The 23,199-nt window shown below is 68.7% G+C and carries 19 protein-coding genes; 11 read left to right on the top strand and 8 right to left on the bottom strand.

What is annotated here, in order from left to right; translation table 11 throughout:
- Positions 1-43 precede the first annotated feature (43 nt).
- A complete protein-coding gene (locus ASD34_RS22025) occupies positions 44-1,285 on the top strand; it encodes a M48 family metalloprotease (RefSeq protein ID WP_056582079.1) in 1,242 nt (413 codons plus the stop codon).
- Positions 1,282-6,504, top strand: a complete 5,223-nt coding sequence (locus tag ASD34_RS22030) for an AAA domain-containing protein (RefSeq protein WP_056582081.1) — start codon at positions 1,282-1,284, stop codon at positions 6,502-6,504. The genes ASD34_RS22025 and ASD34_RS22030 overlap by 4 nt, the downstream gene beginning before the upstream one ends.
- On the opposite strand, the gene ASD34_RS22035 is transcribed toward ASD34_RS22030, so the two are convergent.
- Positions 6,488-6,859, bottom strand: coding sequence for a YgiW/YdeI family stress tolerance OB fold protein (locus ASD34_RS22035; RefSeq protein WP_082548908.1), 372 nt, complete (start codon positions 6,857-6,859; stop codon positions 6,488-6,490). The genes ASD34_RS22030 and ASD34_RS22035 overlap by 17 nt on opposite strands.
- Positions 6,860-6,953: 94 nt before the next feature.
- Positions 6,954-10,472 carry a DNA polymerase III subunit alpha gene (gene dnaE / locus ASD34_RS22040; RefSeq protein ID WP_056582083.1) on the bottom strand — a complete coding sequence of 1,173 codons (3,519 nt, stop codon included), beginning with the start codon at positions 10,470-10,472 and terminating at the stop codon, positions 6,954-6,956.
- A gap of 61 nt (positions 10,473-10,533) precedes the next feature.
- Here dnaE and ASD34_RS22045 point away from each other — a divergent pair, with 61 nt between their 5' ends.
- Positions 10,534-11,319 (top strand): sulfurtransferase, encoded by a 786-nt coding sequence (locus ASD34_RS22045; protein ID WP_056582084.1) that lies wholly within the window; start codon positions 10,534-10,536, stop codon positions 11,317-11,319.
- Positions 11,320-11,348: 29 nt separating this feature from the next.
- On the opposite strand, the gene ASD34_RS22050 is transcribed toward ASD34_RS22045, so the two are convergent.
- The 4 genes from ASD34_RS22050 to ASD34_RS22065 form a co-directional block, all read right to left on the bottom strand.
- Positions 11,349-12,272, bottom strand: coding sequence for a pirin family protein (locus ASD34_RS22050; protein ID WP_056582086.1), 924 nt, complete (start codon positions 12,270-12,272; stop codon positions 11,349-11,351).
- A 34-nt stretch (positions 12,273-12,306) separates the two neighbouring features.
- Positions 12,307-12,858, bottom strand: coding sequence for a flavodoxin family protein (locus ASD34_RS22055; RefSeq protein ID WP_056582089.1), 552 nt, complete (start codon positions 12,856-12,858; stop codon positions 12,307-12,309).
- Positions 12,859-12,936: 78 nt separating this feature from the next.
- Positions 12,937-13,362, bottom strand: coding sequence for a DoxX family protein (locus ASD34_RS22060; protein WP_200937608.1), 426 nt, complete (start codon positions 13,360-13,362; stop codon positions 12,937-12,939).
- Positions 13,363-13,417: 55 nt separating this feature from the next.
- Positions 13,418-14,119, bottom strand: a complete 702-nt coding sequence (locus ASD34_RS22065) for a pirin family protein (protein WP_056582091.1) — start codon at positions 14,117-14,119, stop codon at positions 13,418-13,420.
- A gap of 163 nt (positions 14,120-14,282) precedes the next feature.
- Here ASD34_RS22065 and ASD34_RS22070 point away from each other — a divergent pair, with 163 nt between their 5' ends.
- The 4 genes from ASD34_RS22070 to trmB all read left to right on the top strand — a co-directional run bounded on the left by ASD34_RS22070 (position 14,283) and on the right by trmB (position 18,129).
- On the top strand, positions 14,283-15,236 hold the full coding sequence (locus tag ASD34_RS22070; protein ID WP_056582093.1) for a LysR family transcriptional regulator: 954 nt from the start codon (positions 14,283-14,285) through the stop codon (positions 15,234-15,236).
- Positions 15,237-15,355: 119 nt separating this feature from the next.
- Positions 15,356-16,438 (top strand): NAD(P)/FAD-dependent oxidoreductase, encoded by a 1,083-nt coding sequence (locus ASD34_RS22075; RefSeq protein WP_056582095.1) that lies wholly within the window; start codon positions 15,356-15,358, stop codon positions 16,436-16,438.
- A 6-nt stretch (positions 16,439-16,444) separates the two neighbouring features.
- A complete protein-coding gene (gene gluQRS / locus ASD34_RS22080) occupies positions 16,445-17,350 on the top strand; it encodes a tRNA glutamyl-Q(34) synthetase GluQRS (protein WP_056582097.1) in 906 nt (301 codons plus the stop codon).
- Positions 17,347-18,129 carry a tRNA (guanosine(46)-N7)-methyltransferase TrmB gene (trmB, locus tag ASD34_RS22085; RefSeq protein WP_056582100.1) on the top strand — a complete coding sequence of 261 codons (783 nt, stop codon included), beginning with the start codon at positions 17,347-17,349 and terminating at the stop codon, positions 18,127-18,129. The genes gluQRS and trmB overlap by 4 nt, the downstream gene beginning before the upstream one ends.
- 21 nt (positions 18,130-18,150) lie before the next feature.
- Here trmB and ASD34_RS28505 read toward each other — a convergent pair whose 3' ends face one another.
- Positions 18,151-18,711 carry an energy transducer TonB gene (locus tag ASD34_RS28505; protein WP_082548911.1) on the bottom strand — a complete coding sequence of 187 codons (561 nt, stop codon included), beginning with the start codon at positions 18,709-18,711 and terminating at the stop codon, positions 18,151-18,153.
- Between the two features lie 84 nt (positions 18,712-18,795).
- Between ASD34_RS28505 and ASD34_RS22095 the strand changes: the two genes are divergently transcribed.
- Positions 18,796-19,965 carry an ABC transporter substrate-binding protein gene (locus ASD34_RS22095; RefSeq protein WP_056582105.1) on the top strand — a complete coding sequence of 390 codons (1,170 nt, stop codon included), beginning with the start codon at positions 18,796-18,798 and terminating at the stop codon, positions 19,963-19,965.
- 6 nt (positions 19,966-19,971) lie between these two features.
- Here the strand turns inward: ASD34_RS22095 and ASD34_RS22100 are convergent, their stop codons facing one another.
- Positions 19,972-20,694: a Crp/Fnr family transcriptional regulator gene (locus ASD34_RS22100; protein WP_056582107.1), complete on the bottom strand. Its 723-nt coding sequence runs from the start codon at positions 20,692-20,694 to the stop codon at positions 19,972-19,974.
- Between the two features lie 131 nt (positions 20,695-20,825).
- Between ASD34_RS22100 and ASD34_RS22105 the strand changes: the two genes are divergently transcribed.
- The 3 genes from ASD34_RS22105 to ASD34_RS22115 all read left to right on the top strand — a co-directional run bounded on the left by ASD34_RS22105 (position 20,826) and on the right by ASD34_RS22115 (position 23,193).
- Positions 20,826-21,416, top strand: a complete 591-nt coding sequence (locus ASD34_RS22105; RefSeq protein WP_056582110.1) for an HD domain-containing protein — start codon at positions 20,826-20,828, stop codon at positions 21,414-21,416.
- 23 nt (positions 21,417-21,439) lie between these two features.
- Positions 21,440-22,207, top strand: a complete 768-nt coding sequence (locus tag ASD34_RS22110; protein WP_056582112.1) for a class II aldolase/adducin family protein — start codon at positions 21,440-21,442, stop codon at positions 22,205-22,207.
- 107 nt (positions 22,208-22,314) lie between these two features.
- On the top strand, positions 22,315-23,193 hold the full coding sequence (locus ASD34_RS22115) for a bile acid:sodium symporter family protein (protein ID WP_056582114.1): 879 nt from the start codon (positions 22,315-22,317) through the stop codon (positions 23,191-23,193).
- Positions 23,194-23,199: the final 6 nt, after the last annotated feature.

Here is a 23,199-nt window from a genome sequence, read left to right on the forward strand (position 1 = left end):
CGTTTAGGATCGTCGGCAACTCATTGTTGCTGGCGCTCCTGACATGGTCGACTCTTTCCCTGCCGTTCGCCTCCAAGACCTGACGCCGCTGCCCTACCAGCAGGCACTGGCCGCCCACCTCCAGGCGAACGAACCCGAGGCCTGGCGCTGGGCTGCTTCGGCCGAAGCGCGCGAAGAACACACGGCCGCCATGCGCGCCGAATTGCTGCGCAGCGCCTACCGGCTCGACGCCGACGCGCATCCTGACCTGCATGCCGACGCCACCCTGGCGGCGCAACGCCTGGGCGTCACCGCGCGCATCACGCTCTACCAGGCGCCGTCCGGCGACGGCGCGGCCATGAACGCCGCGATCTACGTCGTGCCGGGCGAGGCCCACATCGTGCTCTCGGGCCCGCTGCTCGAACGGCTGCAGGGCCCCGAGCGGCAGGCCGTGCTCGGCCACGAGCTGGCGCACTACCTGCTGTGGGAACGCGATGGCGGCAAGCATCACGTGGTCGACCGGCTGCTGCACGCCACCTCGTCCGACCCGCGCGCCGACGCGAGCCACCTGCAGGCCGCACGGCGCCATGCGCTGTACACCGAAGCCTTCGCCGACCGCGGCGGCTGCGTGGCCTGCGGCGCGCTCGAACCCGCCGTGAGCGCGCTCATCAAGATCGAGACGGGCCTCAAGCAGGTCAACGTGGCGAGCTACCTGGCGCAGGCCGAAGAAATCTGCGCCGACCCCCACAACGAGGCGCTGCAGACACGCGGCGTGAGTCACCCCGAAGTGTTCGTGCGCGCCCGCGCGCTGCGCCTGTGGACCGGCCGCGAGCACGACGCCGACGAATGGCTGGCCGCCGCGCTCGAAGGCCCGCTCGACCTGGCCACGCTCGACATGCTCGGCCAGCAGCGCGTGAGCGCGCTCACGCGCGGCACCATCGCGCAGCTGCTGCAGCGGCCCGTGCTTCAGTCGGAATCCCTCCTCGGGCATGCGCGCCGCTTCTTCCCCGACTTCGTGCCGCCCGCCGCGTCGATGCCGCCGCCCGAGCCCGCGCCCGCCGGCTTGCACGACTATCTGGCCAGCGTGCTGGTCGACTTCGTCGCCGCCGACCCCGAGATGGACGACGTCACCCTCGCCGCCGCGCTGGGGCTGGCCGACGCGCTCGACTGCGCCGCGCCGTTCGAACAGCGCGTGCTGAAGGACCTGGGCCTGTCCAAGCGCAACTTCACCCGCGTCAAGCGCGACGCCGCGGCCTTGCTCGACAAAGCCGCAGCCACTTCTTCTTCGCAGGCCGCCGCCGCATGACCCTCGCTCCCGCCCCGCTCCTGCAACTGCTGGCCACCGCCGACGCCCACGGCGGCCTGCAGACCGACGACGTGCTCAAGCTCGTGTTGCCGCTGCTGCGCGAGGTCTCGGCCTTGCACGAACTCGGCAAGGTCGCCGCGCTCGGCAGTGCCTTCGCCTATTGCGTGACCGACGCGCCGGCCGAGCCCGCGCTGGCGTTGGTCCAGCCCGAAGGCACCGAGCCGCGTCGCTTCCCCGAAGCCATCGCACCGCTCGAACAGCCTGCCGCCTCGGTGCTGCGCGTGGTCGGCGAAACGCGCCTGACCGTCGATGCCGATGCCGGTATCGACCTCGAAAACCTCGCGGTCATGCCCGATGCCGGCCCCGACACGGTGCCGACGCGCCCGGCCTACCTGCCCGGCTACACCGCCTGGGAGCTGCGCGTGGGCCACCACGACGCCCTCGGCGACATCCTGTGCCTGGGCCAGGTGCTGGCCAGCCTGTCGTGCGGGCTCGACCTCACCGACGGCGACGACCTGACCCGCTTTGCCACGCACCGCAGCAACCTCTTCGAGTTGAACCGCCGCCTGCACCCGGTGGTGGCCGCCGTGATCTTCGAGATGACCGCGCTCGACCGCCACGAACGTGCGCGCGACCTGCCCTCGGTCATCCGCCGCCTCGAAACCTACCGCGACCAGCCCGTCGACCTCGGCCTGGACCGCATCGCACCGGCAAGGGACGGCGCGGGCCAGCGTCGCCAGGCGATCCAGCTGCACCTGCGCGACCGGCTGTTCGACCTGTCGCGACGCAACCGCCTGCTGTACTTCAAGCCGACGCAGGCGCATGTGAACCTCACCATCGCCAGCGTGCCGCTGGTGGTCGACCTGAACAGCATCCGCACCGACCAGCTGTGCGTGTGGGACGGCCGCTTTGCCACCGACATCGCCAGCTGCGACCCCGTGCCGCTGGCGCGCTGGCTGCGCTTCGAAGACCAGCCCTACCTGCCCGGCGCGCTCGACCGCATCCTGCAGGAAGCGCGGCGCGACCGGGCCGAGTACGGCTTCTCGCAGCTGTCGCTGGTGGTCGCCTTCCTGCGCTGGCACAACCTGAAAGAAGGCGAGGCCGAACGCGCCGAGCGCATCGCCTCGCCGCTCTTGATGCTGCCGGTGGAGCTGTTGCGCAAGAAAGGCGTGCGCGACCAGTACCTGCTCGAAGCCTCGGCCAGCGAGGCGCAGGTGAACCCCACGCTGCGCCATCACCTGCGCCAGCTCTACGGCATCGCATTGCCCGAGACGGTGGACCTGCGCGAGACCTCGCTTGAGCAGTTCCACGCCCAGCTGTCGGCGCAAATCGCGCAGAGCGAACCCGGCGTGCAGCTGCGGCTCGTGAAGCAGCCCGAGATCGCCGTGATGCACCAGCGCGCGCGCCAGCGGCTCGAACAGTTCAAGCGCCGCACCCGCGTGCGCTCGCCCTCCGCGGTGCCCGTGGCTTCGCAGGACTTCAGCTACGCGCAGGACGACTTCCGCCCGCGCGGGCTGCAGCTATTCCATGCGCGCGTGCGCCCCGTGCCGCTGCCGCTGTGCGAGGCCGTCGGCGCCGCGCCGCAGCCACGCGCCCCGCAGATGACGGCCACCGCCGCCGCCAGCGACGCCGAGCGCAAGACCTTCGCGCTGCGCGACAGCAGCGGCAACCCCTACCAGTGGGACATCGACCTCACGGCCGTGACGCTGGGCAACTTCAACCACCGCAAGATGTCGCTGGTGCGCGACTACTCGGGGCTGGCCGAATCCGACCTGGCCAGCGAGGCCTTCGACCGCGTGTTCTCGCTGCAGCCGCGCCGCGTCGACGCCGAGACGCCGCCCGCCCTGCCGCTGGCCGACCAGTGGCCCGTGGTGCAGGCCGACGCCACGCAGACCGCCGCGGTGGCGCTGGCGCGCACCGGCACCAGCTACATCATCCAGGGCCCGCCGGGCACGGGAAAGTCGCAGACCATCACCAACCTCATCGCCGACTACGTGGGCCGCGGCCAGCGCGTGCTGTTCGTCTGCGAAAAACGTGCCGCCATCGACGTGGTGTTCCACCGCCTGCGCCAGCAGGGGCTCGACGAGCTGTGCTGCATGATCCACGACTCGCAGGGCGACAAGAAGGCCTTCGTGCAGAACCTGCGCAAGACCTACGAACTGTGGCTCGAAGCGCCCGGCACGCTGGCGCAGGAAAGCGCGGAGCGCACGCAGGTGCTCGACGCGATGGACCTCGACCTGCGCGCGCTCGAACGCTTCGACGCCGCCATGCACGACGTGCCCGAGCACATCGCGGTGACGCTGCGCGAACTGCTGTCACGCCTCGTGGCGCTCAAGGCCAGCGACCCGTCGCTCACGCCGCTGCAGGCCGAGGCGCTGCCGGCCTTCGCGGCCTGGCGCAAGCATGTGGAGCTGGTGTCGCGCCTGCACCTGGCTGTGACCAAAAGCCTGGGCGCACCCAGCTTCGCGCAGCATCTGTTCGCGCAGCTCGCGCCCTCGCTGCTGGTGCAGGACAAGCCCCTGGCGCGGCTGGTCGAGTGCAGCGAACGCGCCATGGACCTCAGTGCGCCCTGCCGCGATGCGCTGGTCGAGGCCTGGCCCCCGCTGGCCGCAGCCGACGTGCTGTGGCGCGACGCGCTGGCTGTGGTGGCCGATGCGCGCGCCGTGGCGTCGCTGGCCGCGCGCGGTCAGTTGGCGCTGCTCGACGCCGCGCACCCGAGCAGCCTCGCGCTCGGCACCGCCCTCAATGAAAGACGCACGCTGCAGCAGGCGCTCGACGCGCAGCTGCAGCGCACCGCCCACTGGCGCGACAAGCTCTCGCCCGGCGACACGGAAGCTGCCCTGACACAAGCCCGCGCGCAACAAGGTTCATTGCTGCGCTGGCTGCAGCCGTCCTGGTGGCGTCTGTCGGGCGAACTCAAGCGCCGCTACGACTTCGCCGCCCATGCCGTGCGCCCGCAAGCCAGCCAGATCCTCGAAGACCTGCGCGCCGAACAGGCCGCGCATGCTGCACTGAAACAGCAATCGGCACGCCTCGAAGCCGACTACGGTTGCACCGATGCCGATGCCTTCGCGCAGCAATTGCAGTTCCTGCGCGGCATCGACGCCGGTGCCGGCCTGCGTGCGGCGTTCCAGGCCCACCTGCGCACCGACGCGGGCCGCCGCAGCGTCGAGCAGCTCGTCGCCGCCGCGCCACGCGTCGACACGCTCGATGCCCTCTGGCGCGACCTGCTGCACGACACCGGCGCGCAACCGCTGGCCGCGCTCGACGCGCTGGCCCGCACGCTGCGCGACCAGGCCGATGCGTTGCCGTCCGTGCTCCAGCCGCTGCAGGAGCTGACCGACGCCGACCCGGCCGTGGCCGCCGCGCTGCGCACCCTGCCGCTGCCGCCCGAGGCCATCGAGTACGCCGTCGCGCGCGAAGGGCTGGAGCGCGTGTACCGCACCGAACGCTGGCTGCCGCGCTTCGACGGCGCCACGCTCGCGCGCCATGCGCAGCGCCTGGGCGAAGGCGAACGCAAGCTGCTCGACCGCAACGCACGCACGCTCGCCACCGCCGTGCGCCAGCGCTTTCGCGACCATGTGCAAAAGAGCGCCCTGCCCGCCAGCCAGCTCGACGCCGACGGCAAGGTCTTCAAGAAGAGCTACAACGCCGGCCGCCGCGAACTCGAGCACGAGTTCGGCAAGACCATGCGCTACAAGGCGATCCGCGAACTCGCCAGCGGCGACACCGGCCGTGTCGTGCGCGACATGAAGCCGATCTGGCTCATGAGCCCACTGTCGGTGTCCGACACGCTGCCGCTCGCGGCCGACCTGTTCGACGTGGTGATCTTCGACGAGGCCAGCCAGATTCCGGTCGAGGAAGCCGTGCCCGCGCTGTACCGCGCGCCGCAGATCATCGTGGTGGGCGACGAGATGCAGCTGCCGCCGACCAGCTTCTTCTCGTCGGGCCGCGACGCCGAGGAAGACACCGTCACCGTCGAAGGCGACGATGCGGAAAGCGGCGAGGAAGGCGAACGCATCGCCGTGGTGCTCGACGCCGACAGCCTCTTGAACCAGGGCGCGCGCAACCTGCCGGCCACGCTGCTGGCCTGGCACTACCGCAGCCGCTACGAATCGCTCATCGGCTTTTCGAACGCGGCCTTCTACGCGGGCAACCTGTACACCATTCCGGACCGCAGCCTGCCCGCGCCCGAGCGCGGCGAGATCGTGGTGCAGTCGCGCAGCCCGACCGACGAGTCCGTGAAGGCGCAGGTCGACGCCCTGCTCTCGCGCGCCATCAGCTTCCACCGCGTGGCCGATGCGGTGTACGAGAACCGCATCAACGACGGCGAGGCGCGCCACATCGCGCAGCTGGTGCGCGAACTGCTCCAGCGCGAGACCGGGCGCAGCCTGGGCATCGTGGCGTTCTCCGAAGCGCAACAGGGCGAGATCGAGGAGGAGCTGAACGCGCTGGGCGCGGTCGATGCCGACTTCGCGGCGCGGCTCGAAGCAGAGTACGTGCGCGAGGAAGACGACCAGTTCTGCGGCCTCTTCATCAAGAACCTGGAGAACGTGCAGGGCGACGAGCGCGACATCATCATCCTGAGCATCTGCTACGGCCCCAACCCCGAGGGCCGCATGCTGATGAACTTCGGCCCCATCAACCAGCGCGGCGGCGAGAAGCGCCTGAACGTGATCTTCAGCCGCGCCAAGCACCACATGGCGGTGGTCTCGACCATCCGCCACGAGGCGATCACCAATGACCACAACGAAGGCGCGGCGGCGCTGAAGAACTTCCTGCGTTATGCCGAGTGCCTGTCACGCGGCGACGAGGACACGGCGCGGCGCGTGCTTGAGGGCATGAATCCGCTCGCGCGCGGCCACGTGGCGCGGCAGGCGCGCATGGACGATGTCACGGCGCAGATCGCGCAGGCGCTGCGCGCACGCGGCCATGCGGTGGACGAACAGGTGGGTCAGTCGCGTTTTCGCTGCGACCTCGCGGTGCGGGCCTCGGGCCAGGGGCACTACGCACTGGGCATCCTGGTGGACGGCGCGGCGCAGGACGGCCACCGCCACAACGTGCTGGAGCGCTATGTGTCGCGCCCGCGCATCCTCGATGCTTTCGGCTGGCAGGTGATGCAGGTGCTGGCCAAGGACTGGCTGCACGCCCCCGAGGCCGTGCTCGACCAGGTCGAGCAGGCGCTCGGGAAAAAGACGGAGGTCAGCGCAGGACGGTGATGACGCGCTTGACGTCGAGTTCGGTCTTGCCGGTGAGCCGGTCCTTGTCGAACTCGCCGCTGAGCTCGACGCGCACCTTGTCGTCGATCTTCACGCCCGGCGGGAAGTACTTGGCGTCGATCTCGACCTTGATGCGGCCCGTGTCGTCGGCAAAGGTGTAGTGCTCGCCACCATCGTGCGAGACGATGAAGCCGCGCACCGTGGCGTGCTGGTCGTCCTGGCCGGTGTCGAGCAACTGCTTGACGGTCAGGTTCGGCACCGAGCTCGGGCCGGCGTACTGCGCCCAGGCCGCGGCGATGGGCAGCGCCACGCCGAACGTCAACGCGGTGGTCTTGAGGATCTTCTTGAAATGCATGCGGTCGTTTCTCCTGTGATTGGCGCCAGGCCAGGCTGCAACAGACAGATGGACCGCGCGCAGGCGCCGGGGTTCCCCAGGCTCGCGCGGTCGATCAATCGTAGATGACCTGTGCCTTGCCGGCATCGGCCTGCGCGGTCCAGCTTGCGAGCGCCGCATCGGTCGGGAAGAACTTGGCGCGCTCGCCCAGTTGCAGCTCGACCTGCGCCCCGCCCCGCGCCATCGACAGGCGCACGGGCAGGCCATGCACCAGGTCGCCGACTTCGGTCTGCTCGGTGCGCGCCGGAAAGTCTTTCAGGAGGCGCGCGATCTCGGGCACCTTGCCGTTGACCGCCACACGCAGGAACTTGCCGAAGCGGCAACGCGCCGAGGCCAGGTCCCAGACCTGCTGCACCTGGAAGCGCGCCTCGAAGCCGCCGCGCGCGGGCTGCAGCTTGCCGCTCACGATGACGAGCTCGTCGTCCTTCAGCGTGTTGCGGTTGGCGTTGATGAGCGCCTCGTCGGCCGTGGCGTCGATCGACTCCGATTTGTCGTCCAGCTTGAAGATCGCCAGCCGGCCGCGCTGGCCGTTGATGACGCGGAAGTCGCTCACGATGCCGGCGATGACCTGCGGGTCGCGGCTGTCGAGCAGGTCGCCGATCTCGCGCTTGCAGAAGCGCCGCACCTCGTGCGAGACCTCGTCGAACAGGTGGCCCGACAGGTAGAAGCCGACCGCCGTCTTCTCGAAGGTCAGGCGCTCCTTCACGCCCCACGGGGTGGCGTCGACGAGGTCGGGCTCCTGCGTGGCCGAGCCGTGTTCGCAGTCGCCGAAGATGTCGACCTGCGCCGCATTGGCCGCCGTGGCATTGGCGAACTCGAAGGCGCGGTCGACCGAGGCGATGAGCGACGCGCGGTTCTGCTGGATGGCGTCGAACGCGCCGGCCTTGATGAGCGCTTCGACCGTGCGCTTGTTGATGCGCTGGCGGTCGATGCGCACGCAGAAGTCGTACAGGCTCTTGAACGGCCCGCCTTCTTCGCGCGCACGCACCACGGCCTCGACCGCGAGCTGGCCCGTGCCCTTCACGGCGCCCAGGCCGTAGCGGATGATCTTGTTGGTGACCGGCTCGAAGCGGTAGTTGCCGCGATTCACGTCCGGCGGCTCGAAGGTGATGCCGAAGTTCTTCTGGGCGTCTTCGAACAAGAGCTTGAGCTTGTCCGTGTCGTCCATTTCCACGGTCATGTTGGCGCAGAAGAATTCGGCCGTGTAATGGACCTTGAGCCAGCCCGTGTGGTACGCCAGCAGCGAGTAGGCGGCGGCGTGCGACTTGTTGAAGCCGTAGCCCGCGAACTTCTCCATCAGGTCGAAGATCTCGTCGGCCTTGTCCTGCACGATGCCGTGCGTGGCCAATGCGCCCGCGCGGAACTTCTCGCGATGCTCGGCCATCTCCTCGAGCTTCTTCTTGCCCATCGCGCGGCGCAGCAAGTCGGCGCCGCCGAGCGAGTAACCGCCCAGGATCTGCGCGGTCTGCATCACCTGCTCCTGGTAGACCATGATCCCGTAGGTCTCGGAGAGCATCTCGGCGACGGCCGGGTGCGGGTACTCCACGTCTTCGCGGCCGTGCTTGCGCGCCACGAAGCTGGGAATCAGGTCCATCGGGCCCGGGCGGTACAGCGCGTTCAGCGCGATCAGGTCTTCCAGGCGCGTGGGCCGCGCATCTTTCAGCATGCCCTGCATGCCGCGGGATTCGAACTGGAACACGGCCTCGGTCTTGCCGTCGGAGAACAGGCGGTAGGTTGCCGCGTCGTTCAGCGGGATGTTCTCGAACGCGAAGTTCTCCTGGCCCTTGTGGCGCTTCATGATGAACTCGCGCGCGATCTCCAGGATCGTGAGCGTGGCCAGGCCCAAGAAGTCGAACTTCACGAGGCCGATGGCTTCGACGTCGTCCTTGTCGTACTGGCTCACAGCCGATTCGCTGCCGGGCTGCTGGTACAGCGGGCAGAAGTCGGTGAGCTTGCCCGGCGCGATGAGCACGCCGCCGGCGTGCATGCCGATGTTGCGGGTCATGCCTTCGAGCTTCTGCGCGAGCTCGACCAGCATGCGGACCTCTTCTTCCTTCTCGATGCGCTCCGCCAGTTGCGGTTCCATCTCGATGGCGTAGTTGTTCTTGTCGCCTTCGATCTTGGTCGCGGGCGGGTACTGCAGCGTGACCGACATGCCCGGCTTGTTCGGAATCAGCTTGCTGATGCCGTCGCAGAACATGTAGCTCATGTCCAGCACGCGGCCCACGTCGCGGATGGCCGCGCGCGCGGCCATGGTGCCGAAGGTGGCGATCTGGCTCACGGCGTTGCGGCCGTACTTGTCCTTCACGTAGTCGATCACGCGGTCCCGGTTGCCCTGGCAGAAGTCGATGTCGAAGTCGGGCATCGAGACGCGTTCGGGATTCAGGAAACGTTCGAACAGCAGCTTGTATTCGAGCGGGTCGAGGTCGGTGATCTTCAGCGCGTACGCCACGAGCGAGCCCGCGCCCGAGCCCCGGCCCGGGCCCACGGGGCAGCCGTTGTTCTTCGCCCACTGGATGAAGTCGCCCACGATCAGGAAGTAGCCGGGGAAGCCCATGTTCAGGATCGTGTTGATCTCGAACTCCAGGCGCTCCACGTAACGCGGCCGCTCGGCGTCGCGCCTGGCCTCGTCGGGGTACAGGTGCTTCAGCCGCGCCTCGAGGCCCTCGAACGATTCCTGGCGGAAGAACTCGTCGATCGGCATGCGCACGCCTTCGGCGATGAAGGGCGTCGGAAAGTCGGGCAACTGCGGCTTGCCGAGCACCAGCGTGAGGTTGCAGCGCTTGGCGATCTCGACCGTGTTGGCCAGCGCGCTGGGCACGTCGGCGAACAGCGCCTGCATTTCGGCGCTCGACTTGAAGTACTGCTCCTCGGTGAACTTGCGCACGCGGCGCGGGTTGCCCAGGATTTCGCCTTCGGAAATGCACACGCGCGCTTCGTGCGCCTCGTAGTCCTGGCGTTCGGCGAACTGCACCGGGTGCGTGGCCACCACCGGCAGCTTCAGGCGGGCGGCGAGCTTCACGGCGGCGATCACGTGCGGCTCGTCTTCGGGGCGGCCGGCGCGTTGCAGCTCGATGTAGAAGCGGTGCGGGAACATGCCCGCGAGTTGCAGCGCCAGTTCGGCGGCGCGTTCTTCCTGGCCCTGCAGCAGCGGCTGGCCCAGCGGCCCGGCCTGTGCGCCCGACAGCGCGATCAACCCGCCCTGCAGTTCCTGCAGCCATTCGAGCTTGCAGGCTGCCTGCGACTGGCCGCGGCTCACGTTCTGTGTCCAGGCGCGGGCCAGCAGCTCCGACAGGTTGAGGTAGCCCTCCATGTTCTGCACCAGCAGAACGAGGCGGGTCAGCGCGCCGGGCTCCTTGCCCAGCCCGTCGATGAAGATTTCAGCGCCGATGACGGGCTTGACGCCCTTGCCCCGGCCCTGCTTGTAGAACTTGACCGCCCCGAACAGGTTGTTCAGGTCGGTGATGGCCAGTGCGGGCTGCTTGTCGGCAGCGGCCGCCTTGATGACTTCATCGATTCGATTCGTGCCATCGACGACGGAAAACTCGGTGTGCAGACGCAGGTGAACAAACATCCGTCGATTGTAGGAAGCCGCCCCCCACGATGTGGTGTGCCAATCCCTACAATCCCGCCCCGTGCAAGAGATTTTGAATATCGCCGCCTACAAGTTCGTGGGCATCAACGACAGCCCCGTGCTGCGCGAGACCCTGCGCGAGCGCGCGCAGGCCCTGGGCCTGATGGGCACGATCCTGCTGGCGCCCGAAGGTATCAACCTGTTTCTGGCCGGGACGGCGCAGGCCATCCACGCCTTCCTGGCCGACCTGCGCGCCGACGCGCGCTTTGCCGACCTCGAAACCAAGGAAAGCTGGTCGGCCACGCAGCCCTTCCGGCGCATGCTGGTGAAGCTCAAGCGCGAGATCATCCGCATGGACCACCCGGCGATCCAGCCCGCCGCCGGCCGCGCGCCCGGTGTGGACGCGCCCACGCTCAAGCGCTGGCTCGACCAGGGCCACGACGACGAGGGCCGCGAGGTCGTGATGCTCGACACGCGCAACGACTTCGAGGTCGACGAAGGCACCTTCGACGGCGCGATCGACTGGCGCATCACCAAGTTCACCGAGTTTCCGCCCGCATTGAAGGCGCACCGCGCCGACTTCGAGGGCAAGACGGTGGTGAGCTTCTGTACCGGCGGCATCCGCTGCGAGAAGGCCGCCATCCTCATGCGCGAGGAAGGCGTGGAACACGTGCTGCAGCTCGAAGGCGGCATCCTCAAGTACTTCGAGGACGTCGGCGGCGCGCACTATCACGGCGACTGTTTCGTGTTCGACGGTCGCAGGGCCCTGGCCCCCGACCTCAGCGCGCGCGCATCGGACGCCAGCGCCCGGGCCTCGGAAGACCCGGACATCGGCATCAAGCAATAAGCAATAAGCAATAAGCAAGGCGTTTGGGTTCAGACCGGCGTCGTGCCCGTATCGGGCTCGCGCACACCGAAGGGCTTGCCCGGCAGCGGAATGAATTCGGTCTCGCCGGGCACGTGGCCCATGCGCTGCGCGGCCCAGTCGGCGCCGGCTTCGAGGATGCGCTCGCGCCGGCTCGAGACGAAATTCCAGGTGATGTAGCGCGGGCCGTCCAGCGGCTCGCCGCCGATCACCATCAGGCGCACCGCCGTGTCGGCCGTGAACACCGCGCCCTGCCCGTCGGGCAGCACCGCCATCGTGTGGGCGGGCGCGGGCTCGCCGTTCACGCGCGCATCGGCGTCCACCATGTAGACCGCCAGTTCAGGAGCCAGCGCGGGCAGCTCGAAGCGGCCGCCGGCCGGCAGCGCGATGTCCAGGTAGACCGTCTGCGCCAGCGTCTTCACCGGCGAACGCACGCCGAAGGCTTCGCCCACCAGCACGCGCACCAGCACACCCTGCACCGTCAGTTCGGGAATGGCGTCGGCCGGCGTGTGCTCGAAGCTGGGTTCGACCTCTTCGTGCGCCTGCGGCAGCGCGGCCCACAGCTGCAGGCCGTGGTTCACGAAAGTGTCGACCAGCAGGCGCTCGGGCTTGCGCTCGGAGTGCACGATGCCGCGCCCCGCCGTCATCCAGTTGATGGCGCCGGGCAGGATTTCCTGCACGCTGCCGAGGCTGTCGCGGTGCATCATCGCGCCCTCGAACAGGTAGGTGACCGTCGACAGGCCGATGTGCGGATGCGGCCGCACGTCGTGCGCGTTGCCGGGCTGCTCGGTGGCCGGGCCGAAGTGGTCGAAGAACACGAAGGGGCCAACCGAGCGGCGCTGCGCCGCCGGCAGCACGCGCCGCACATTGAAGCCCCCGCCCAGGTCCTTGTCGTGGGGTCGCAGCAATTGGATTTCGGGGATGGTGTCGGTCATCGTGTTCTCCTGAGGGCGAGGTTCGGTGGGGACGTTATGCGCGCGATCTTGCCACTGCCCCCACGCGTTCGCCGAAGGCACGTGCCGTCTCCAGATCGCCCTTGGGCATCTCGGCCGGGCTGGCGTCCGAAGGCGATTGCGTGAGCAGGCCGCCGTAGCCGCCGACGTAGTTCATGGCATCGCGCGTGGCCGCCTTGTTGTTGGTGGGCAGGATGCCCATGCTGACCCAGAGGCCGCTGTGCTGCATCGCCAGCGTCCACAGGTAGGTCATGGTCGTGACCTTGTCGCCGTTCATCGTGGCGCTGTTGGTGAAGCCGGCGAAGAGCTTGTCTTTCCAGCCTTGCGTGTACCAGACCTTGGACGACGCGTCGGCGAATTTCTTGAACTGCCAGCTCACGCCGCCCATGTAGGTCGGCGAACCGAAGATGATCGCGTCGGCCGCGGCCAGCGTCTCCCAGCCACCGGCCGGCAGGTTGCCGTCGGCGTCGATGGCGAGCAGCTGTGCGCCCGCCCCGTCGGCCACGGCCTGGGCCACGCGCTGGGTGTGGCCGTAGCCGGAATGGAAGACAACGACGATGTTTGCCATGAAACGGATTTCCTCAAAGAAGCGATGAAGTCAGAAGGCCGCGCCCACGAGGTGTGCGCGGCCTGAGGGGAAGCAAGCTTACTTTTTATCGATGCTGAAACGGCCGGCGCCGAAGGCGGCGAAGGCGAGCAGACCACCGGCGATGGCGATGTTCTTGAAGAACATCAGCTGGTTCACGAAGGCCTTGTCGGCGGGCATGCCCCAGTAGTTGTGGAACATCACGGCCGCGGCCACGGTGAAGATCGCCAGCACGATGGCCGACAGGCGCGTCTTGAAGCCGACCAGCAGCAGCAGGCCGAGCCCCAATTCCACAACGATCGCGATCACCGCCGCGACCTGCGGCAGCGGTGCGCCCACCGAGGAGATGTACCCCACGGTGCCGGCAAAGCCGGTGAACTTGCCGAAGCCGGCCGGCACGAACAGCAGCGCGATCAGCACGCGTCCGATGAGTGCCAGCGTGTCCTGGGCGGCGTTGTGGGCGGTGGTTGTGGTGGTAATGGCCATGGTGAAACTCCTCGTTGGTTGTTGAAGCGAAAGGAACAAAGAAAAAGGCGCCGTCTCAGGCGGCCAGGTCGAACACCAGCACTTCGGCATCGGTGCCGGCGCCGAGCGTGAGTTGCGATTCGCCTTCGAGCATCGCGGCGTCGCCGCCCGACAGCTTCTGGCCGTTGACGTCGAGCTCGCCGCGCACCAGGTGCACGTAGCTCTTGCGGCTCGGATCGAGCGCCAGGCTCGCGGTTTCCTCACCGTCGAACAGGCCGGCGAACAGGCTCGCATCGGCATTCACCGTGACCGAGCCGTCGCGGCCGTCGGGCGAGGCCACGAGGCGCAGGGTGCCGCGCTTGTCGGCGTCGCTGAACTGCTTCTGCTCGTAGCCGGGGGCGATGCCGCGCTCCTTGGGCTCGATCCAGATCTGCAGGAAGTGCGTGGTCTGGTCGGCCTTGTGGTTGAACTCGCTGTGCATCACGCCACGGCCGGCGCTCATGCGTTGCACGTCGCCCGGCGGAATGGATTCGATGTTGCCCATGCTGTCCTTGTGCGCGAGTTCGCCCGAGAGCACGTAGCTGATGATCTCCATGTCCCGGTGGCCGTGGGTGCCGAAGCCGGCGCCCGCCGCCACGCGGTCTTCGTTGATCACCCGCAGGTTGCCGAAGCCCATGTAGGCCGGATCGTAGTACCCCGCGAAGGAAAAGCTGTGGAACGAGCGCAGCCAGCCATGGTCGGCATAACCACGTTCCTGTGATTTGCGTACTTTCAACATATCGAACTCCTTGCTGCCCCACCCGGTTCGGGCGCCGGGGCTTTCGTCATGGGCCGCGCCGGATGCGCAGCGGATGAGAAGAATTCTGGACCTCCATCCCCCTCTGAAAGACGCCCGGTTTTGATGGCATCATTCAAATTATTTGAATGATGGAGCCCACCCCGTGACGAGCGCCCGAGACGTCCTCACCCCCGACGCGCTGGCCATGCTGCAGACGGTGGCCACCACCGGCAGCTTCGCCGCCGCCGCGCGCACACTGGGCCTCGTGCCCAGCGCACTGAGCTACCGCGTGCGGCAGATCGAAGACGCGCTCGACGTGCTGCTGTTCGACCGCAGCGCGCGCCAGGCCCGCCTCACCGAGGCCGGCGCCGAACTGCTGCGCGAGGCCGCGCGCCTGCTCGGCGAGATCGACGCCGTGGCCAACCGCGTGAAGCGCGTGGCCACCGGCTGGGAGCCGATGCTGACGATTGCGGTCGACAGCGTGATCGCGCGCGATCCGCTGCTCGACCTGTGCACCGCCTTCTTCGCGCTCGACCCGCCCACGCGCCTGAAGCTGCGCGACGAAACGCTGCTCGGCACCATCGAGGCGTTGACCAGCGGCGAGGCCGACCTGGCCATCGGCGCGGTGCTCGATGCCGCGAGCCTGGCCTTCACCGCCACCGGCATCCGCAGCCGCCTGATCGGCGAACTGCGCTTCGTGTTCGCCGTGGCGCCGCACCACCCGCTCGCGCGGCTGCCGCAGCCGATCAGCGACGCGGTGCTGCGCCAGCACCGCGCGGTGGCCGCGGCCGACTCGGTGCGCAGCGGGCCGAGCATGACCGTGAACCTCGTCGGCGGGCAGGACGTGCTCACCGTGCCCAGCATGCAGGCCAAGATCGCCGCGCAGCTGCACGGCCTGGGCGGCGGTTTTTTGCCCGAGCCGATGGCGCGGCCCTACATCGAAGCCGGCCACCTCGTCGAGTTGCAGACCGAACGCCAGCCGCCACTGGGCACCATGCACTGCGCGTGGCGCGTGCGCAGCGCGGGCAAGCCGGGGCGCGCGCTCGAATGGTGGCTCGCGCAGTTCGAGCACGAGGGCACGCGCAAGGCGCTGCTCGAACGGCATCGGGGCCGTTGAACGCCAGGCGAAACGTCGGGCCTCCTAAGGGTCGCCCCCAGCCCGGCGGCGTGCGCAGACCGGGTTAGAGTCTGTACGGCCTCCTCAGTCATCACCCTGTCAAAAGAAAAGAGTCCGCCATGCCCAAAGCCAAAGCCCGCGCCACCGCCGACCGCCACCGAACTCCCGCCGCCGCCCGCCACTTCGCCGTGATCGGCGCCGGCGTTGCCGGCGTGGCCTGTGCCCGCACGCTGATGCAGGCCGGGCACCGTGTCACGGTGTTCGAACGCGAGGCCACGCCGGGCGGGCGGATGGCGAGCATCGACACCGCCTTCGGCCGCTTCGACAGCGGCGCGCAGTACTTCACCGTGCGCGACCCGCGCTTTGCCCAGGTGCTGGCCACCACGCCCGCGCTGTGCCGTCCCTGGAGTGCCAACCTCGTGCGCGTGCTCGACGCCCACGGCCGCGTGGCCGAAGCGGCGCTGCCCTCGCTGGAGCCACACTGGGTCGCCCAGCCCGGCATGGACGCCCTCGTGACCCATTGGGCCGCGCCGCTCGGCGAGCACCTCGTCACCGGCACGCAAGTCACCCGCATCGAGCCCGACGCGCTCGACGCCACCCGCTGGCAATTGCGCACCGCGGGTGCCGACGACTCGCAGCATGTGTACTCCGGCTTCGACGCCGTGCTGCTGGCCGTTCCGCCCGCGCGCACCCGCGAGCTGCTGGGCGAAGGCGAACGCTCGGCCACGCTCAGCCGCAAGATCGATCGCGTGCGCATCGCGCCCTGCTGGGCGCTGATGATTGCCTTCCCACAGGCCAACCAGGCCAACATGTCGCACCTCGGTCCGCAATGGAACGTGGCGCGCAGCACCCATCACCGCGTGGCCTGGCTGGCGCGCGAATCGTCCAAGCCCGGCCGCGAACGCGTCGAACGCTGGACCCTGCAGGCCAGCGCCACGTGGTCGGAAGAACACCTGCGCGACACGCCCGCGCGCATCGAGGCCAAGCTGCTGCGCGCCTTCTCGGAAATCACCGGCATCCACGCCACGCCCAGCCATGCGCAGGCGCGCTGCTGGCCCGAGGCGCAGACCCAGGTGCCCGTTGGCCAGACCCACCTGTGGGACGCCAAGGCCCGCATCGGCATCGCCGGTGACTGGTGCATCGGGCATCGCGTCGAAGACGGTTTCGTTTCGGGCCTCTCGCTGGCCCTCGCAGTCCTCTAAGAAAGGATGCGGGCCACCGGCCGATTCGCGCCCTCGCCCACCGGCCCGCTGCACGCCGGCTCGCTGGTGGCTGCGCTCGCGAGCTGGCTCGATGTGCGGGCACGCGGCGACCGGGCGCGCTGGCTGGTCCGCATCGAGGACGCCGACACCGAGCGCTGCCTGCCCGGCATGGGCGAGCACATCCTGCGGCAGCTCGCCGACTGCGCGCTGCTCCCCGATGAACCGCCCGAGTGGCAGACAAAGCGCACCGCCCACTACGAGGCGGCGCTGGCCGCGCTGCAGACGCGCGGCCTGGCCTACCCTTGCGGCTGCTCGCGCAAGGACATCGACCTGGCCCTGGCCCGGCTCGGCCATGCGCACCAACGCCATGGCGAGCGCGTGTACCCCGGCACCTGCCGGGACGGCCTGCACGGCAAGCCCGCGCGCGCCTGGCGTTTTGCTGCGCACCGCATGCCGGCCGGCGACCTGCACTGGCGCGACCGCCGCCTCGGCCCGCAGCAGCAGGACGTGCAGCGCGAGGTCGGCGACTTCGTGCTGCGCCGCGCCGACGGTCCCTGGGCGTACCAGCTCACCGTGGTGGTCGACGACGCCGAACAGGACGTGACCGACGTGGTGCGCGGCGAAGACCTGGCCGACAACACCGCGCGCCAGATCCTGCTGCAGCAGGCGCTCGGCCTGCCCACGCCCAGCTACCTGCACACGCCGCTGGTACGCGGCGCCGACGGCGACAAACTCTCCAAGCAGAACGGCGCCACGGCCATCGACACCACGACACCACAAGCCGCATTGGCCGCGCTCGACACCGCCGCGCGCGCCCTCGGCCTGCGCCCCGCGACCGCTGGCGACTGCGCCGCTTCATTGGCCGGCTGGGTGCCCGAATGGCGCGATCTCTACAATTCGCGGCCCTCATGAACATTCCCGACACCGTGTCCAACGACCTCCCGCCCGGCGACGACGCGCCCGCATCCCCCGAAGACGACGCGAACGGCGCCACCGACGGCAAGCCGCATCCGCTGCACCGCCGTCTCAAGAGCTTCGTGAAGCGCGCCGGCCGCACCACCGACGGCCAGGCCCGCGCCTTCGCCGAGCTGGGCCCGCTGTTCCTCATTCCCTACACGCCCGAGCCGCTCGACCTGACGGCGGCCTTCGGCGGCCGCGCCGGCCCGACGGTGCTGGAGATCGGCTTCGGCATGGGCGAGGCTACGGCGCACATCGCCACCGTGCTGCCCGACACCAACTTCCTGTGCTGCGAGGTGCACGAGCCCGGCGTGGGCGCACTGCTCAAGCGCATCGGCGAGCAATCGATCCCGAACATCCGCATCTGCGCGCACGACGCGGTCGACGTGCTCGACCACATGCTGGAGCCCGGCACGCTGGCCGGCGTGCATGTGTTCTTTCCCGACCCCTGGCACAAGAAGCGCCACAACAAGCGCCGGCTGATCCAGCCCGAGTTCGTGACCAAGCTGGCGCAGCACCTGCGTCCCGGTGGCTACATCCACTGCGCCACCGACTGGCAGCCGTATGCCGAGCAGATGCTCGAAGTGCTGGGCGCCGAGCCGCTGCTGCGCAACACCGCGCCGGACACGGGCTACGCGGACAAGCCAGCCTACCGCCCGCTCACGAAGTTCGAGAACCGCGGCCTCAAGCTGGGCCACGGCGTGTGGGACCTGGTGTTCGAAAAACGCGCCTGAGCGCGCACCCCGCCGCTCAACTCAATCGAGCCGGAAGCGAAACGGCAGCCGCATCGCGCCACGCACCGCACGCCCGTCCGCCGTGCGCGCCGGGTCGAAGCGCCACTCCTTGATCGCATCGGTCGCCGCCCGCGAGAGCAGCGGGTGCGGCGAGCGTTCGACGCGGATGTCTTCGGGCTTGCCGTCCACGCTGACGAAGAAGGTGGTGACCACCAGGCCCTCGATGCCCTCTTCCGCCAGTGCGGACGGGTACTTGGGGTAGCGGCGCTGGCGGATCACCGGATCCTTCACGACCGCGTCCGCCGTGGCCCGCGGATCGGCGCGCGGCGCCGCCATGAGGGTCGGCCCCGACGGCAATGCCATCGGCGGCCCCGCCAGTGGCAGCGGTGGCGGCTCGATCGTCGATGGCGGCGGCAGGGGTGGCGGGTCGATCATCGGTTGCGGCGGCTGCGGTGCCGCCACGGGCACGAAGACCTCCGGCGCGGGCAGCGCCTTTTCCACCACCTTCGATGGGGGCGGCACCACGCAACCGGTGAGCGCCGCGCACATCCCTCCCAGAACCCAGGACACAGTTGTTTTCATCAGGGCAATTCTGGAGCACCCGCGCCTTCCGCCTTGGCCTCGAAATTGCTACACTTTTTTACTATTGTTAGCAAAAGGTAGCCAATGAACGCGTCTCGCAGGACATGGCTGGGAAGAGCCTCCGCAATGCTGCTTCTGGGAAGCGGCCTCGGCATCACCCGTCCCTTGCTGGCACAGACGCCACGCCCGGCCGCCGCCGGGCCCCGCGTCGTCCTGCTTGGCCAGTCGGTGCCGCTCACCGGCGGCGCCAACGAGATCGGCAACGCCTTCGCCGCTGGCAGCCGGCTCGCCGTGAGCGACTTCAACACGCGCAACGCCACCACCGGCCTGCAGCTGAAACTGCTGCAGCTCGACGACGGCTACGACGCCGCACGTGCCGCCACGAACGCACGCACGCTGCTCGGCGCGAACAAGGCCGACATGCTGTTCGGCTTTGTCGGCACCGCCAGCAGCGAGGCTGGCGCCAAGGTCGCGACGCAGCAGGGCAGCCTGCTCTTTGCGCCCTTCGCGGCGTCCGACGCGCTGCGCGGCCCCGAGCACCCGCACGTGTTCCATGTGCGCCCCGGCATGATCGACGAGGCCCTCAAGATCGTGCGCCAGTGCGCCACGGTGGGGCAAAAGCGCATCGCACTGGTGGGCGACGACGACGCCATGGGCCGCGCCGGCCTGGCCGCCGTGGAGCAGGCCATTGCCGAACTCAAGCTGCCGCCGCTGGTCGCGAGCGCGCTGGTCCCCGCTGGCGCCGACAAGCTCGACGCCGCGCTGAAGACCGTGCAGCAGCAGACGCCCCAGGCCATCGTGCTCGTGTCGCTCTCGGGCACCACGGCCAGCGCCATCCGAAAGCTGCGCAAGAGCGGCTACACCGGCAACTTCATGGCCTTTTCGATCGTCGGCATCGACCCGCTCTACGCCGAGCTGGGCAAGGACATCGGCGGCATCGTGATCTCGCAGGTCGTGCCCTCGCCGCGCCCGTCGGCCATTCCGATCGTCAAGGAGTACCTCGCGGCCGTCGACAACTCCGACCAGACCGCATCGTACGAAGGCCTGGAGGGCTTCATCGCCGCCAAGGCCGCGGGCGAGGCGGTGCGCCGCGCGGGCCGTGGCTTCAACACCGCGACCCTGCAGCGCGCGATGACGGCGATGACCGACTACGACGTGGGCGGCTTCCGCATCAACCTGCGACCCGGCCTGCGCGACAACGTGCGCAGCATCGACCTCATCAGCATCTCGGCCGATGGCCGCGTGCTGCGCTGAAGCCCTTCAACCCGTGCGCACCAGCCCCTGCAGCGCATCGAGCGACAGCAGCGCGATGCGCCCATAGCCCAGCGACACCACGCCTTCGGTCGCCAGCGCGTTGAGTTCCTTCGACAGCGTCTGGCGCGTCACGCCGAGCATCATGGCCAGCGCCTCCTGCGACAGCATGAGTTCGTGCCGCAGGTGCACCGACTGCGTGGCGTCACCGCGTGCCAGCACCAGCAGCCGGTGCGCCACGCGCGCGCGCAGGCTGCGCAAGGTGGCGTCTTCCGCCAGGCCGTAGAGCATGCGCACGCGTGCGGCCAGCATGGCCGCGATGGCGTTGGAAAACACCACGTCGCGCATCTGCCGCACGAAGGCGTCGGGCGGCACCACCAGCAGGTCGAGTGCTTCGAGCGCGGTGGCGTCATGCGTGCGCGGCGAGCCGTCGATGAGCGTGATCTCGCCGAACCAGTTGCCCGGCTCCAGCACCGCCAGGATGGCCTCGCGCCCGTCCTGGCGCAGCGACGAGATCTTGATCGTGCCCGCCACCAGCCCGTAGAAGCCGCCGCCCGCCGCATGGATCGGGTCGCCCTGGCGGAACACCATGGTGCCGCGCCGCACATGCAGCAGTTCGGCCGCGCCCACCAGCGCGTCGCGCTGCGCGCGCGGCATGCTGGTGAACCACGGGTTGCTGTCGAGCGCGCCGCGGTGGGCGGCCGAAAGGCGCGGTTTGGTCGAAGTGGCCATGGGAGAAAGGGGGAAAGGCGGGCGCCCGGAGGCGGGTTTACCAGAACCCTGCATTGTCAAATTCTTGACAGTTGAAGGTCAAGCGCAGGTCTACAGTGACCGCCACCCCCAAAGAACGGAGACCCCACACGATGAACGCACGGGCAAGTTTCAAGAGCATGCAGGAGAGCACGCGCGAAGACTGGCAACTGATCGGCGGTGAGTTCATGCAGTTCACGGGCGGCCTGCCCGCGCGCGTGATCAAGCACCTGCAGATCCTCGAAGGCGACTACGGCGGCTTTCCGGTCGACCGCTACACGCACTCGCTGCAGACCGCCACGCGCGCGCTGCGCGACGGCCGCGACGAGGAGTACGTGGTGTGCGCGCTGCTGCACGACATCGGCGACACGCTGGGCAGCTTCAACCACCCCGACATCGCCGCCGCGATCCTCAAGCCCTTCGTGAGCGAGGCCAACCACTGGATGGTGCAGAACCACGGCATCTTCCAGGGCCACTACTTCTTCCACCACATCGGGCTGGACCGCGACATGCGCGACACCTTCAAGGACCACCCGCACTACGAGCGCACGGCCGAGTTCTGCGCGCTCTACGACAACCCGGCCTTCGACCCCAAGGCCGAGACCCTGCCCATCAGCGAATTCGAACCCATGTTGCGCCGCCTGATGTCGCAGCCCAAGCAGAGCATCTACAAGACCGTGCTCACAGAGCAGGCCACCGCCTGAGCCCCGACCAAGGACACACCCCCATGAACGCAACCTCCGCCTCCGAAATCCAGAAGCTCGTCTCCGCCGAAGAATGGCAGCTGCGCGTCGACCTCGCCGCCTGCTACCGCCTGGTGGCGCTGTACGGCTGGAGCGACCTCGTCTTCACGCACATCAGCGCGCGCGTGCCCGGTCCCGAGCACCACTTCCTGATCAACCCCTACGGCCTGATGTTCGACGAGATCACGGCGTCGAGCCTGGTCAAGGTCGACCAGCAGTGCAACAAGATCATCGACTCGCCCTATCCCGTGAACCCGGCGGGCTTCGTGATCCACAGCGCGGTGCATGCCGCGCGCGAGGACATCCAGTGCGTGCTGCACACCCACACGCGGGCCGGCATTGCCGTGAGTGCGCAGAAGAACGGCGTGCTGCCCATCAGCCAGCAGTCGACCTTCGTGCTGGCCTCGCTGGCGTATCACGACTACGAAGGCGTGGCCTTTCGCGACGACGAGAAGCCGCGCCTGCAGGCCGACATGGGCAACGCCAACTTCCTCATGCTGCGCAACCACGGCCTGCTGACCTGCGGCAAGACCATTGCCGACGCCTTCCTTTCGATGTACACCTTCGAGAACACCTGCCAGATCCAGATCGCGGCGCAGGCCGGCGGCGGCGAACTCACGCACGTGGACCCGCGGATCATCGACGGCGTGGGCCAGGCGATGAAGGTGCAAAGCGGCGGCCTCGGCGGCATGTTCGTGTGGCCTTCGCTGATCCGCAAGCTCGACCGCATCGACGACAGCTACAAACAATAAGTCCCCGCGCCGACCCGGTTTGCCCGGCTGCCAGCGCCCTCGCGACGGGTGCCGGCAGCCATTTTTTTAAGTTCGTTCACGAAGAACGACAGAGGAGACAACACCCCATGGACACCACGCTCATCGTGACCCGGTTCCTGTTCGGCGCGCTCGCGCTCGTGATGTTCGGGCTGGGGCTGTCGCTCTCGCTCGACGATTTCCGGCGCCTCTTCAAGCACCCGAAGGCCGTGAGCATCGCGCTCGTGCTGCAGGTCATCGGCCTGCCGATGGCCTGCTACGCGATCATCGTGGGCTTCGGACTCTCGCCTGTGTTCGCCATCGGCCTCATGCTGCTGGCGGCCTCGCCGGGCGGCATCTCTGCCAACCTGTTCTCGCACCTGTTCGGCGGCAACGTGGCGATGAACATCTCGCTCACCGCGGTGAACACGCTGCTGTCGATCGTCACGCTGCCGCTCATTGCCAACTGGGCCATCAATCATTTCGCGCAGAGCGGCCAGGTGGTGCCGCTGCAGACGCGCAAGCTGGTGGAGGTGATCGCCATCGTGCTGGTGCCCGTGGCCATCGGCATGGTCGTCGCGTCGCGCAAGCCCGGCTTCGCGGCGCGCATGGAAAAGCCCACCAAGATCTTCAGCGCCGTGGTGCTCGCGGTGGTCACGGTGCTGGCCATTGCCAACGAGTGGAAGACCATCACCTCCACCTTCGCCGAAATCGGCATTCCGGTGCTGCTGTTCAACCTCGTGAGTCTGCTGGCCGGTTACTACCTGAGCCGCGCCGCGGGCCTGGACAAACCGCTGGCCACCGCCATCAGCTACGAGATCGGCATTCACAACTCCACGCTCGCCATCTTCATCGCGGTGAGCGTGCTGGGCAGCTTTCCGCTGGCACTGCCGGCCGCCATCTACTCGGTGGTGATGTACGTCACCGCCCCACTGTTCGGATGGCTGTTGCTGCGGCGCGGTCAGCCTGCGGTCGTGCCTGCGCCATGATGCACG

Source organism: Variovorax sp. Root473, from assembly GCF_001426505.1.
Taxonomy (GTDB): Bacteria; Pseudomonadota; Gammaproteobacteria; order Burkholderiales; family Burkholderiaceae_C; genus Variovorax.

Coding starts and splice junctions, on each gene's coding strand:
- ASD34_RS22025 (WP_056582079.1), top strand. CDS start 44: ATGGTCGACTCTTTCCCTGCCGTTCGCCTCCAAGACCTGACGCCGCTG.
- ASD34_RS22030 (WP_056582081.1), top strand. CDS start 1,282: ATGACCCTCGCTCCCGCCCCGCTCCTGCAACTGCTGGCCACCGCCGAC.
- ASD34_RS22035 (WP_082548908.1), bottom strand. CDS start 6,859: ATGCATTTCAAGAAGATCCTCAAGACCACCGCGTTGACGTTCGGCGTG.
- dnaE (WP_056582083.1), bottom strand. CDS start 10,472: ATGTTTGTTCACCTGCGTCTGCACACCGAGTTTTCCGTCGTCGATGGC.
- ASD34_RS22050 (WP_056582086.1), bottom strand. CDS start 12,272: ATGACCGACACCATCCCCGAAATCCAATTGCTGCGACCCCACGACAAG.
- ASD34_RS22055 (WP_056582089.1), bottom strand. CDS start 12,858: ATGGCAAACATCGTCGTTGTCTTCCATTCCGGCTACGGCCACACCCAG.
- ASD34_RS22060 (WP_200937608.1), bottom strand. CDS start 13,362: ATGGCCATTACCACCACAACCACCGCCCACAACGCCGCCCAGGACACG.
- ASD34_RS22065 (WP_056582091.1), bottom strand. CDS start 14,119: ATGTTGAAAGTACGCAAATCACAGGAACGTGGTTATGCCGACCATGGC.
- ASD34_RS22075 (WP_056582095.1), top strand. CDS start 15,356: ATGCCCAAAGCCAAAGCCCGCGCCACCGCCGACCGCCACCGAACTCCC.
- gluQRS (WP_056582097.1), top strand. CDS start 16,445: ATGCGGGCCACCGGCCGATTCGCGCCCTCGCCCACCGGCCCGCTGCAC.
- trmB (WP_056582100.1), top strand. CDS start 17,347: ATGAACATTCCCGACACCGTGTCCAACGACCTCCCGCCCGGCGACGAC.
- ASD34_RS28505 (WP_082548911.1), bottom strand. CDS start 18,711: ATGAAAACAACTGTGTCCTGGGTTCTGGGAGGGATGTGCGCGGCGCTC.
- ASD34_RS22095 (WP_056582105.1), top strand. CDS start 18,796: ATGAACGCGTCTCGCAGGACATGGCTGGGAAGAGCCTCCGCAATGCTG.
- ASD34_RS22100 (WP_056582107.1), bottom strand. CDS start 20,694: ATGGCCACTTCGACCAAACCGCGCCTTTCGGCCGCCCACCGCGGCGCG.
- ASD34_RS22105 (WP_056582110.1), top strand. CDS start 20,826: ATGAACGCACGGGCAAGTTTCAAGAGCATGCAGGAGAGCACGCGCGAA.
- ASD34_RS22110 (WP_056582112.1), top strand. CDS start 21,440: ATGAACGCAACCTCCGCCTCCGAAATCCAGAAGCTCGTCTCCGCCGAA.
- ASD34_RS22115 (WP_056582114.1), top strand. CDS start 22,315: ATGGACACCACGCTCATCGTGACCCGGTTCCTGTTCGGCGCGCTCGCG.